Raw genomic sequence first — 12,671 nt, forward strand, 5'->3', positions numbered from 1 at the left:
AGTTTCTTCTAATTCCACAACTTCTTCTGTCGCTTCCTCAGATTTCTCTAATTCTACAACTTCTTCTGCTGCTTCCTCAGCTTCCTCTAATTCCACAACTTCTTCTGTCGCTTCCTCAGCTTCCTCTAATTCTGCAACTTCTTCTATTGCTTCCTCAGTTTCTTCTAATTCCACAACTTCTTCTGTCGCTTCCTCAGATTTCTCTAATTCCACAACTTCTTCTATTGCTTCCTCAGTTTCTTCTAATTCCACAACTTCTTCTGCTTCCTTAGCTTCTTCTTCAAAAGCATCTGGTATTTCTATAGTAATTGTTTCTTCAAGCTTTTCATCTGCTTTTACAATCACTACATCTTCTAAGGTTTCTTCTTCGACTTGATTTGCTGCAACTTCAGCAACAGTTTCTTCTATTTCTGTATTACATTCATTTTCTTCTGTTAATATCGAATACACATGCTCTACTTTAGAATCTATTGACTCTTCTTGTAAAGTTTCTTCGTTATCTTCTGTAGATGATAACGCCACTACATCTTGCTCCTGCTTCAAGGCTTGTACAATTGTAGCCTCTTCTTCCACATGCTGTCCTACTGTTTTATGAAGCAAATCATCACTTAGGCTTTCTTCTAATGAAGGGGCTTGACGTTCAACTTCGTAACCGTTTTTCTCTAACCATGTATCCACAACCGATTTTTCTTCTACTTTATTACTTCGTTCGTTCACTCCGTTCTTAACAGATGAACTTCCTTGTAGAACTCCCGAAAAGTCAGATAATGTATATCCCTTTTTCTCTAACCATGCGTCAACAACAGCTTTTCCTTCAACAGATATTTCAAGATCTTCTCTTACCTTTTCTTCCTCCTGCACAACCTTCGTTTCTACTGAAGGACGGTTATATCCATAAATCGGAGAAATCATTTCTGTTGGACGAAATGGTCTACGGTTACTTTCTTGCGACGGTACGAATGCTTTTTTTACGACAGGCTCTGGTTCCGGTTCATATTGCAATTCCGGTTCCTCATATGTAGGTGCTTCTGTTTCCACATACGGTCGTCTGCTTCTTTCCACTTTTATTCCTCTTTGAGTAGGCTGTTCTTCATATGCTCCTCTTTGAATAGGTTGTTCTTCAAAGTTAGGCAGTTCTCTTACATCCTCCTCATCGAAGCCATTATCTGGTATTAATGGAAAACGACATTTCCCTGCATTCCGACTTGCCATTTGTGCTTCTCTTGCTTCAGTGTAGTGGTTTACACGAGGAATTTTCGGCTGACTTTCAATTTGTGCCGGTACTTCTTTATTCATCACTGTTTTTTCTTCCTCTTTGTTAAACAGCTTTTTCATCCAATCTAACATGTTTACCACTCTTTCTACTAAATAGTAACATCCTTTATTGTATCAGCATTCGGCAAAAAGTGCAGGTAAAATTAAGCATATTAGTTTTATCCATAATATTCTAATTCACGATTGTTTTTCATATAGAAAAACGAGGTCTTACATGTAAGACCTCGTTTAATCTTTACCCTTCCGATATTCATCCACACTATCCGTTACACTTTGCAATAAAGAATTTACATACTGTGGGTCAGATAATTTTTTGTCTTCTTCAGGGTTTGACATAAATCCAAGTTCTAATAGTACTCCTGGAACTTTTGACCAATTAAATCCAGAAAGATCATCCCGAAATTTAATTCCATTTACTTTCACTTGATGATTCTCTCTCATTTTATTTACTATCGTTTGAGAGATTTGAAGACTTTCAGCATAAATCTCTTTCGTATACGGACTTCCTTCTGCCGGTGTCAATACAGCAAATCCACTTTGATTTGGATTTTCAGAACCATCTGCGTGAAGGCGCAAAAATAAATTCGCTTTATGATCATTCGCGAATGTTGCTCGTTCCTTATTACTTATATCAACCTCATGTGACGTTCTCGTCATCAATACTTGTATACCTTTTGCTTCCAGTTTTTCTTTCAATATAAAAGCCATCTCTAATACAAGAACTGATTCCCTCTTTTTCGTTACAACTCCCGCTGTTCCGTCTGTTACTTTATATTTTTGCGTAGTTGCTCCTGGACCAATTGCCTCTAAATTTAAATTCGCTTTTTGTTGATGCCCTGGATCAATAACGACGAGAAACTTTTCTTGTTTTTCATTATTCTCTACTTTTTGTTCATTATTTTGCAGCGGTTGCTCAGTTGGCTGCAGCGGCGTAGTTTCCTCTTTCTTTTCCTCGGCCGGCACTTCCTCCTGCTTATGTTCCACTTGCTCATTCGTTTGAATTGCTTGCGGCTGTTCTTTCTTTTCTTGTTCTTCTTGCTGCTTTTCTACCGGTGCGTCTTCCTTATTATCTTTGTTTTTTTCTTGTATAGAAGATGTTGTTTCTTTTTTCGGCTCTTCTTGCGAACAACCTCCCATATATATTCCAATGACTGCAATAGCGCTCATTATTTTTATATACTTCATTTTTCTCTCCTATCACTTTGCACCGGTCTCAAAGTTTTTCTTATAATTGTTTTATAATTTCATCCATATTTCCAATATGAACGGGTTGCCACGTTTCTGTACCACGCTCTGCGGTATAGACTAGATAAGCATCATCAGCTACATTTACGAAAACAGGATCCCCCATATCCGTTTCATATCCGATAACAATCCATTCCTCTTTCCATTTTCCACTTTCTTCACTTATTAATGAATTTTTATGTTTATCATATCGATAACCGATTTGTCCTTTTTCTAATTCATTTTCGCTAAACACATATATTTCATAGGAACCTAGTTCGATATCTTGCTGTTTTGAAGTTTCAATTCGTTTCAGAAGTTCTGCAATTTTTGGTTGTTGTTTCATACGTCTACCCCCTTCTTTTTTCTAAATTTTACCTAATCCATTTTTGAAATACAATATAGATTTTGAGAGGAAACGTTACAATGCTAGGAATTTCGCACAAAAAAATAGCCTCACATATGCGAGACTACTTTTTCTAACATCAATTAAAATTTAAATTCTTGTCCAACTTCAAAGCTATCTTCTAATACAAGAATACCTTTTTCTTCTGGAGCATCTGGAAGCTCTAACTCACGTGCAGAGCAAATCATTCCAGAAGAAGGAACACCGCGAAGTTCAGCTGGTTTAATTAACATACCACTTGGCATTACAGCACCGATTTTTGCAACAACAACTTTTTGTCCTGCATCAACGTTTGGTGCACCACATACGATTTGTAATGTTTCTGTACCGATTTCTACTGTACAAATGTTTAATTTATCAGCATTTGGATGCTTCTCTTTTTCAGCTACATAGCCTACAACAAATTTCGGCGTGAAATCAGCTTCTACTTTTTCTTCAAAGCCATTCTTCGCTAAAATTCCGTTAATTTTTTCAACAAACTCTTTCGTTAATGTAACGTTTCCGTTGTCTGTTACTTCTACATAAGAAGACGCATTAAAGATGTTGAATCCTGCTGTTACGTTGCTTTCACGATCGTATACGCGAGCAACATCTCCTTTGCGGTCAAATGTACGGTTTTCTAAAGTAATATCTTGTAAGGTAACAATTAAAGTGTCACCAATTCCTTCAAGGTTGTAAAAAACGTTCACTTCGTTCATCCTTTCTCTTTTCCATCTGTCTTCTTCCGATTCTTCGCTAAAATAAAGATTGGTTCGAAGTCCCCATCTTCATATACGAATGAAAGTGATGTAATCGGAACATGCCCTTCGGCAAAAAATTTCATTGTCATTTGTGCAATAATATCATAACCGATTTCGTTGACGATATCAGCAATAATTAATACATCTTGGTGAGGAACTGCAACAACCATATCACCAGAGATCTTTTCACGCATCGAGTGTAGTAACGATTCGTTTAAAATACGACTCGCATCGTATCCATCATTTGTGTTTAAAAAGTAGAATGTATTACCTGCTACTGTCTCCTGCTTAAATTCATAGCCTAATGAGCGAGCATTAAATAATGCCATTTCACGTACTTGTTCCTCTGTAAGCTCTAATTTTTGCAATAGGCGCTCATCAATTAATCGATATGTTTTATTAGAATCAAGCGCATAGTAAATACGTGTTTCCGCCGTATGGTCCGTCATAATAAACGGATTTCCTTCTTCTGATTGTTTCGGGAAAGAAGTAGAGCGAATAACAGGTAAAATTTTCGCCGTGCTATTTTCTTCTTTATGCATTGCAATTAGCGCTTCTTGTACGTAATAAGCGACCTCTTCAATTGCTTTTTCTTTGTTCACTTCCCATTTTGCAACTACTCCTGGAAGTGATACGTTAATACCTTTTTTCGAGTCTGTTTGTTCAATACGAAGAACTTCTTTCTCGCTATCATAATGACAGTCCCATTCTGGTCGAGATAATTTCTTCATTAACTCGTCTTTCATCTTTTTACTTGTCATTTTCATCTCTTTTTCCTCCCTTCCAAAAAAATAACCTCCCCCGCGAAGGTAGAGGTTGTTTTTACAATTCAATTGGCTAATTGTCTTATTTTAAACCTTCAATAAACTCTTCGATTTGCTCTTGTGTTTTACGATCTTTATTTACATAGCGTCCAGTTTCTTCACCTTTATTGTACGCTACAAAGCTTGGAATGCCAAATACGTCTACTTTCACGCATAAATCAATAAATTCATCACGATCTACATAGTAAAATGAGAAATCACTATACTTCTCTTCTACTTCTGGCATAAATGGATCAACGAAACGGCAATCTGGGCACCATTCTGCTGAGAACATGAAGACTACATTCTCTTCATTTTTTAATTCTTGGAATTGTTCCATGCTTTCTAATGATTTCATCTATATTTCCTCCTCTAACGAGTGCACTTTTTCACACTATAATCTTTTCTTTATACTACCATACATCGCGCATGGTGCAAGGTTTATGCTTGCTTTTCATCATACTTATATTGCCCAACAAGTAACTTAACAACGTGTACAAATAATTCCGTTCGGTCGACATAATCATCTGTAAAAATACCGATAGCACCTTCGTGACTACGAATATCTTTTCGCTCTACAAACTCTTCCATCACTTCACTTAGCTCTTTTCCTTCTTCAAGCGGTGCTAAAAAATCGTCTGGTAACTTAATACGTGCCCCGCCCGCAACAAATGTTTTACCTTCAATCGTCGCTAAAGCACCCCAGTTACACATAAATAACCCATGCTCCGTTTTCATAACGCCGCCTTCTAGCCCAATGCCGATATGAGCTGCACCTTCCTGCAATGCTCTCTTCGCTCTATTTACTGCTCCTTGCATCGTCTCTTCATCTGAAAAAGGCTGATTTGCTACTCCTGATGGAACAGAAAGAGATGTAATTTCAGCATCTTCCCAAACCTTCTCCACAGCCCCAACCTTCGTCTTATTCTTCGATCCAACTACTACCTTCATTTCATTCACCTCTATATAAATTCATCATTCTATCCTAATACTAGCCTCGAACACCAAATCAGTCTTCATGACTGAGATTTATACCGTAGTGCGCCTGACCGCACACACGCATCTCTGTGTCATCTCTCCCACCTAAAAAAAGAAAAGGTTTTCCAAAAACAGCCTTCCTCTCTCTTCCTACCCGCGGTCTTAATACATCGCTCGAACACCAACTAGACACTGACCGCTCCCATTCATCGCTGGGTCATCTATTCAACCTAAAAAAAGAAGGGTTTTTCACCCTTCCTCTTTACGCGTTATTCTTAATTGTCTCTAACGTCGTTTTGTCCGTCGCTCTCACAAGCTTCGTAATTAATTCCTTCGCTGCCGCATAATCATCAACATGTAAAATAGAAGCATGTGTATGAATGTAGCGTGCACAAACACCAATTACTGCTGATGGGATACCAGAGTTACTTGTATGCACACGGCCCGCATCTGTACCACCTTGTGAAATAAAGTATTGGTACGGAATGTTATGTGTTTCTGCTGTATCTAAAATGAATTCACGCATTCCTCTATGTGTTACCATTGTACGGTCATAAATACGAAGAAGAGCGCCTTTTCCTAATTGACCGAACTGCGTCTTATCACCAGATGCATCATTTGCTGGACTTGCATCAAGCGCATAGAAAATATCTGGTTGAATCATATTTGCAGCAGTTTGTGCTCCGCGAAGACCTACTTCTTCTTGTACAGTCGCACCAGAGTATAATGTGTTTGGTAATGTTTCATCTTTTAATTCCTTTAGCAATTCGATAGCAAGGCCACATCCATAGCGGTTGTCCCAAGCTTTCGCCATAATTTTCTTTTCATTTGCCATTGGCGTGAATGGGCAGATTGGAACGATTTGTTGCCCTGGCTTTATGCCAATTTCAATCGCATCTTCATAACTATCTGCACCTATATCAATTAACATATTTTTTATATCCATCGGTTTTGCACGTTGCGCATCACTTAATAAATGAGGAGGAATGGAACCAACAACCCCAATAACAGGACCATTCTTCGTCATAACTTGTACACGCTGAGCTAATAGTACTTGGCTCCACCAGCCACCTAACGTTTGAAAACGAAGCATCCCATTTTTCGTAATTTGCGTAACCATGAAACCTACTTCATCCATATGACCTGCTACAAGAACGCGCGGGCCAGTTTCGTCCCCTTTTTTCAGACCAAATACGCTACCTAAACCGTCTTGCACAATCTCATCAGCATATTTGCTTAATTCTTGCTTCATAAAACTGCGCACATCATGTTCAAAACCTGATGCACCTTGTAATTCTGTTAACGTACGAAATAATTGTAATGTCTCTTTATTCACGAAGTCCCCTTCTTTCAAACCTTAGTAGAATACCTCTTTTATTGTAACGAAATTTTCGAAATGTTTCTAGTTTCTTCTTTTTTAGTTGCATTTGCATTATAATTATTATTGGTACACTATTTTTATTTTAAAGAATTGAGGTGAATATATGAGCTGGAAAGGTTTAGTCACAGGTCTTGGCGTTGGGTTCGCAGCTGGTTATTTCGTTGCAAACAAAGTACAAGAACAATCCCATATTTCTTCAGAAAAAGCATTGAAAATGGTGAAACAAGCATTAAGTCATAAAGGTGAAATTACTGGCTCTTGGGTACATATGGTTCCGGAGACATTTGAAAAATATGATGTCGCGTACGAAGTTTATCGCGGCGGTCTTACAACGATGTTAGATGAAATACAAGAACGATTTGAATTTTTAGTTGATGCTAAAACAGGTACTGTTTTAGAGGTTATAGCAGCATAAAAAGAGGTTTCCCATTAGGTGAACCTCTTTTTTTTTAGAATTACCAACAAAAGCTGATAATAACAGCAATACATAATAAGTGGAGATTGTTCCAATAAATATTTTTGGACACCTTCCTCTTATTAATATTAAGCTTCTATATTTGTTTTTCTCTCTATCTTCTCCACTATATGCCCTTCCTCATTCCACTTTACTGCACGGTAATATGCATCATGATAAAAAGTAAACCACGCCTCTTTTTCAGCACCATACTTCATCCACTTTTGTTTATGTTCAATCGATGTCATTGGATAGTCATCGTATGCCATTACCCATAATACATTTTGATGTGCATGCGTCGGTAAAATGTCCGCTAAATGAAGCATCGTTTCACCCTGACTTTCAAGGACGACAACAGCATGTCCATCGCTATGACCACCCGTATGCACCATCTTTATTTCATCCGTAATTTCTATTTCTTGCCTGAACGTAACAATCTTATCAACGATTGGCTCCCAATTTTCCTTCCAATATGTATTACGCGATCTAACATTCGGATTTTTCATTTCATTCCATTCAGTCTCACTTACATAAATCGTTGCGTTCGGAAACGCCGGAACAAGGCGATTTCCCTCCCATTTTGTTAAACCAGATGCATGGTCAAAATGAAGATGCGTCATTAAGACGTAATGAATATCTTCATTATGCAGTCCCAATTTTTCTAAAGATTCCTTAACTGATGATTCTTCTGTTACACCTTGATTCCGCTTCATTTTCTCATTCAATTTACCATTCCCTATCCCTGAATCAATAAGCATGTTTCCTTCTTTCGTTTGTAAGAGTAACGGATCTGTTCGTAAATAAATATGATTTGTATCATTATGTTTATATTTTCGTGACCAAAGTACTTTTGGCACAACTCCAAACATCGCGCCTCCATCTAAATGTGTATTCCCACCTTTTAGCCACGTCACTTTTATATTTCCAATTTGTAACTGTTCCATATCACATCCCCCTTTTCTATTTAATTTTAACATAATATTCCGATTATTTTTCATATAAAAAACCTATGCATTACTGCATAGGCTCCGTACGATATTTTGCTTCAACTCGATAAATACGATGACCTTTACTAGAAAATTTCTCTTCGTATTCTGTCATAATGTTTCCTTCATAATCACTATTATGAAGATCTAGGCTAAGGTAAGTTAATAACATACCATACTCAGCCATACTCATAATAGAATATTCAAATAAACCTTGGTTATCAGTTTTGAAATGAATTTCTCCGCCATCTACTAACACTTCTTCATAATTGCGTAAAAATGTTTTATACGTTAAACGACGCTTCGTATGACGATTCTTCGGCCATGGATCTGAGAAGTTTAAATAAACGCGGTCAATTTCACCTTTCGCAAAGAAAACTGTTAAATCTTCAGCATCTTTATTAATTAACTTTAAGTTCGGTACTTCTTCTTCAATTAATTTATCAAGTGCATCTACAACAACACTTGTGAATTTTTCAATTCCAATATAGTTAATATGCGGATTTGCTTTTGCCATATCATACATAAAGCGGCCACGTCCTGTACCTACTTCAATATGAATTGGCTGTTCATTTCCAAATATTTCTTTCCAGTTACCAGCACTCTCCTCTGGGTTTCCAATTACGATATGTGAATACTCATTAATTCGATCCATTGCATAAGGCTTATGTCTTAAACGCATAGATGTCTCCCTCTCTTTACAAAACTATTTTAAAGGAAAAATTCCTTCTTTCTGTTTTAATCAATCTATCAAACAAAAAACCAAGTACGTACGAGCACTCGGTCCGTTTCTTTCAAGTATAAGATGTACCATTTTGATAAAAACTACATAAAGCATTAAACATTCCATGACGAAACAGCTTTTTCTCTTACATTTCTAGGGAGAGAAAAACACTCGAAAGGATGATCCGTTCATGCCAATTAATCAACAGCATCAATTAGAAGTATTAAAAGATATTTTAATCAACCATCAAAGTGATTGCTGCGGGACAGTTTCTGAATGCGAGCAATTAGAGCGACTCATTCAATCGTTACTCGCAAACGATAGTATAAGTAGTGACACTAAAGTAATGCTAAACGATGTATATTCTTATAGTCAATCGGGTAAATCTTCCTCTAATTTGGACAACCATATTTCCAATAATCAAGAACAACTTACTCAGTGGATTGCTGGAATGGACAATTTTTCTTAAGTATTATTCTGAAGCAAGTAGTTGCTGTAAATATTGATGCCAATATTTAGCTTCTGCTTGCTGCTTTTTTGTTGTGTGCCATTGCATAGATAAAATCGTTTGTGCTATCACATACCATCTCATACGCCTAAGCAATGATTCATCTAGTTCAATCTCATAATATCCGAGCCACTCACTCCATTCATGGCGCGGAACATACCAATATAATAACATACCAAGATCTAAAGCTGGGTCAGCAATAACAGCCCCATCCCAATCAATTAAAAACAATTCATCTTCGTCCGACAATATCCAATTGTTATGGTTTACATCACAATGGCATACAACGAATTCATTGTACTCAATATCTTTTAATGACTCCGTTAAATATTGAAGACCTTGCTGAATTGTTTCATCAACTCTTATATCTCCTCTTAAAACGAGCTGTAATTGTTGTAATAACTCTTGCGCATGAAGCGGCTGCTTTCCTAGCCTTTGAATCATCTGCACAAGCGCTTTAGAGGAGTGTATTTTCTTCAAAAGTTTCGCAACACGTTCTAGTTTCATATCCTCTGGCTCTAACTTCTGTCCCGGAAGCCATTTTTGAGCAGAAATTACATCACCGTTCGTTACCCTTCTTGTCCAAAGTAATTTTGGAACAATTCCTTCTGCTGACAATACCGCTAAAAAGGGCGATGTATTCCGCTTTAAAAATAACTTTTGTTGTCCGTTTTGCGCAATATATGCATCGCCCGTTACTCCACCAGCCGGTATAAGACTCCACTCTTTTCCTAATAATTGTTCCAACCATTCCATATTCATTACCCGTTAACAAATCCTTATCTTTTATAGTTATGAAAAGAAAAACCGCAACATTTCTACACATGTTGTGGATTCATATATTTTACTGTATTTGAATGAAAAAACTTGGCATAAGCCAAAAACAGGATAAATCACCTGTTCTTCTAGTTTATTTTACAAAATCAATCATAGAATGACAACTTATGAAAATCGTCACCTTTGTCAATTCTACATTTATTACATTCTCATCGTCAAGTAGCGATTTGTCACATTATCGTCAATATATACGTGCTAATTGGAGCCAATTGAAGTTCCTTTCCTCTAAATGAAGAAATTGGCTCTATTTTCGCTTGCTTTTCGTTTACTAACACATGCCACGTTTCTTCTTTTGGAAGCTGCACCGTTTTAGCTTCCAAACCGCTATTAAATAAAACTACAATCTCTTTCCACGGTCCAAATAATTCTACATGCTCTAAGTAGTATGCCAGTACTTCTGTAGATGTTTGCAAAAAAGTCATATGCTTTTTTATAAGGTCTACATTTTGTAATCGGAATGCCCCATGCCCTTTGCGAATCGCAATTAACCCTTTTATATAGTTAACGGTCTCCATCTCTTTCTCTTTTTGATCCCAATCTAATTGATTAATTTCATCATTTGCATTATAGCTATTTTCGTTCCCTTGCTTCGTACGATAAAACTCTTGCCCCGCATGTAAGAAAGGAATCCCTTGTGAAAGAATAACCATTGCAGTTGCTAAACGATGACGCCTTTTCAAAATTCCTTCTGATTCTGGATTACTTTGCACTAGTTTATCCCACATCGTCATATTGTCATGACATTCTACATAGTTGATGCTTTGTACTGGCTCTAGGAACAATCCTGTTTCTTTCATACTTAAAAGGCTACCAGCTACTATATACTGCAAATGATTACAGTCTACATGCCCACCAAATGCAAAGCCACGTTTATTTATATTAAAAGTACTTCCTTTTATTCCATCACGAAATTGATCATTAAACTGTGCGATACATGGCATTTTATTCGCATTATTTAACGTCGCTTTCTCTTCAAGAGGAAGCGGTGTTTGCAAATCCCATCCTTCACCTAATAACAGCGCATCCTGCTTTATTTTTCGTACTTCTTTTTGTAATTCATTCATCGTTTCAACATCTAAAATTCCCATTAAATCAAATCGGAATCCATCAACATTGTATTCAGTAAGCCAATATAAAACAGATTCTATAATAAATTTCCTCATCATTTTCCGTTCAGATGCTATATCATTTCCAACTCCCGTCCCATTAGAAGGCATACCGTCTTCCCCATGACGAAAATAATATCCCGGGACAAGCTTCTCAAATGATGATAATTCTCTTTCATAAACATGATTATATACAACATCTATAATCACTCGAATGCCGTGATCATGAAATGTTTCAATTAGTTGTTTACACTCTACTATCCTGTTATATGGATCAGAAAGGTTTGTAACATAAAATCCTGTTGGTATATTGTAATATAACGGATTGTAGCCCCAATTATATGCGGAAGCAGGATTCACTTCATCTATACCACCAAAACAATGTAAAGGTAATAGTTCAACATGTGTAACGCCTAAATCTTTTATATGAGACAATCCTGTTAATGTCCCATTTCGCCCTACTGTCTCCTCTTCCATTAGCCCTTTATATGTTCCTTTCTTATTCACCCCACTGTTTGGGTGAATAGTAGCGTCACGAATATGCAGTTCATACAATATGGCATCTGTCATTGACTGTAATGGTGATAATTCTACTCGTTTTGTCACATTCGTTTTTTCCAAATCGATAACGACGCCGTATTTTCCATTTATCGTCGCAGACTTTGCATAAGGGTCAACCGCTTCGTTCCATATTAAATTAATACAAACAAGGAATGTATATCGTGCTCCATCATGATCACCTTGTAATGTATGAATCCACACTCCGTTTTCTTCTCTGTACATTTCATAATCAATATATTCTTTATCACTTTTATAAATCCGTACTTTCGCAAGCCTTGCAGTCGGAGCCCATACTTTAAATATTGTTTCTTCTTTTTTATACACAGCACCTAAGTCGGTACCTTCGTAATAATATTTTTCATCGAAAACTACTGTTCGAATCACAGCGCCTATTTGTAAATCTGTTTCTTCATTCCGTTCATCCCGTACTGTATAATACTTCCCCACATCTATCGGCTCTTCTATAAAGCATTCATACTTCGTTGCATCTGGAAGAGCAATAGTATGAACAATCGGTAACTCTTTCACATTGCTTCCTTCTTGTAAACGAAATGTCCGGCTTGTTCCATACGCATGCGGGAGCAAAATTGTAATTTTATTCATTTCATCTAAATAGGCATCAAATGGACGTTTTACTTTCAACATAAAAAATCACCATCATTCTTAAAGTTAAAATGAAACGAGCTGC

Annotated in this window: 13 protein-coding genes and 1 pseudogene; 2 read left to right on the forward strand and 12 right to left on the reverse strand. The window is 36.9% G+C overall.

Annotation, left to right across the window (positions count from 1 at the left end):
* The 8 genes and pseudogenes from CQ058_RS18990 to CQ058_RS19025 all read right to left on the reverse strand — a co-directional run.
* Nucleotides 1–1,347 (reverse strand): annotated as a pseudogene (locus tag CQ058_RS18990) (DNA translocase FtsK); the annotation flags it as partial.
* 156 nt (nucleotides 1,348–1,503) lie between these two features.
* Complete coding sequence (locus CQ058_RS18995) at nucleotides 1,504–2,460, reverse strand: N-acetylmuramoyl-L-alanine amidase (protein WP_105589926.1); 957 nt, start codon at nucleotides 2,458–2,460, stop codon at nucleotides 1,504–1,506.
* 40 nt (nucleotides 2,461–2,500) lie between these two features.
* Nucleotides 2,501–2,845 carry a hypothetical protein gene (locus tag CQ058_RS19000; RefSeq protein WP_002015616.1) on the reverse strand — a complete coding sequence of 115 codons (345 nt, stop codon included), beginning with the start codon at nucleotides 2,843–2,845 and terminating at the stop codon, nucleotides 2,501–2,503.
* Nucleotides 2,846–2,988: 143 nt separating this feature from the next.
* Nucleotides 2,989–3,603 carry a YtpR family tRNA-binding protein gene (gene ytpR, locus CQ058_RS19005; protein WP_002089041.1) on the reverse strand — a complete coding sequence of 205 codons (615 nt, stop codon included), beginning with the start codon at nucleotides 3,601–3,603 and terminating at the stop codon, nucleotides 2,989–2,991.
* On the reverse strand, nucleotides 3,600–4,412 hold the full coding sequence (locus tag CQ058_RS19010) for a DUF1444 domain-containing protein (protein ID WP_002089043.1): 813 nt from the start codon (nucleotides 4,410–4,412) through the stop codon (nucleotides 3,600–3,602). The genes ytpR and CQ058_RS19010 overlap by 4 nt, the downstream gene beginning before the upstream one ends.
* Nucleotides 4,413–4,491: 79 nt before the next feature.
* Nucleotides 4,492–4,806, reverse strand: coding sequence for a thioredoxin family protein (locus tag CQ058_RS19015; protein WP_002015619.1), 315 nt, complete (start codon nucleotides 4,804–4,806; stop codon nucleotides 4,492–4,494).
* A gap of 83 nt (nucleotides 4,807–4,889) precedes the next feature.
* The gene (locus CQ058_RS19020; RefSeq protein ID WP_002089045.1) at nucleotides 4,890–5,399 is read right to left on the reverse strand and encodes a DUF84 family protein; all 510 of its coding nucleotides are present in this window, start codon (nucleotides 5,397–5,399) and stop codon (nucleotides 4,890–4,892) included.
* 289 nt (nucleotides 5,400–5,688) lie between these two features.
* Complete coding sequence (locus tag CQ058_RS19025; RefSeq protein WP_002089046.1) at nucleotides 5,689–6,762, reverse strand: M42 family metallopeptidase; 1,074 nt, start codon at nucleotides 6,760–6,762, stop codon at nucleotides 5,689–5,691.
* A 148-nt stretch (nucleotides 6,763–6,910) separates the two neighbouring features.
* Between CQ058_RS19025 and CQ058_RS19030 the strand changes: the two genes are divergently transcribed.
* A complete protein-coding gene (locus CQ058_RS19030) occupies nucleotides 6,911–7,222 on the forward strand; it encodes a PepSY domain-containing protein (protein WP_002112333.1) in 312 nt (103 codons plus the stop codon).
* 128 nt (nucleotides 7,223–7,350) lie between these two features.
* On the opposite strand, the gene CQ058_RS19035 is transcribed toward CQ058_RS19030, so the two are convergent.
* Together CQ058_RS19035 and trmB are read right to left on the reverse strand one after the other, a co-directional pair.
* The gene (locus tag CQ058_RS19035; RefSeq protein WP_002190924.1) at nucleotides 7,351–8,205 is read right to left on the reverse strand and encodes a YtnP family quorum-quenching lactonase; all 855 of its coding nucleotides are present in this window, start codon (nucleotides 8,203–8,205) and stop codon (nucleotides 7,351–7,353) included.
* Nucleotides 8,206–8,275: 70 nt separating this feature from the next.
* Nucleotides 8,276–8,929: a tRNA (guanosine(46)-N7)-methyltransferase TrmB gene (gene trmB / locus CQ058_RS19040; protein ID WP_002015624.1), complete on the reverse strand. Its 654-nt coding sequence runs from the start codon at nucleotides 8,927–8,929 to the stop codon at nucleotides 8,276–8,278.
* Between the two features lie 232 nt (nucleotides 8,930–9,161).
* Here trmB and CQ058_RS19045 point away from each other — a divergent pair, with 232 nt between their 5' ends.
* A complete protein-coding gene (locus CQ058_RS19045; protein WP_002015625.1) occupies nucleotides 9,162–9,440 on the forward strand; it encodes a YtzH-like family protein in 279 nt (92 codons plus the stop codon).
* A 3-nt stretch (nucleotides 9,441–9,443) separates the two neighbouring features.
* Here CQ058_RS19045 and CQ058_RS19050 read toward each other — a convergent pair whose 3' ends face one another.
* A complete protein-coding gene (locus CQ058_RS19050; RefSeq protein WP_002034382.1) occupies nucleotides 9,444–10,241 on the reverse strand; it encodes a phosphotransferase family protein in 798 nt (265 codons plus the stop codon).
* A 245-nt stretch (nucleotides 10,242–10,486) separates the two neighbouring features.
* A complete protein-coding gene (pulA, locus tag CQ058_RS19055; protein WP_002190925.1) occupies nucleotides 10,487–12,628 on the reverse strand; it encodes a type I pullulanase in 2,142 nt (713 codons plus the stop codon).
* Between the last annotated feature and the right edge of the window lie 43 nt (nucleotides 12,629–12,671).

The organism is Bacillus sp. MYb56, assembly GCF_002976445.1.
GTDB lineage: Bacteria > Bacillota > Bacilli > Bacillales > Bacillaceae_G > Bacillus_A > Bacillus_A mycoides.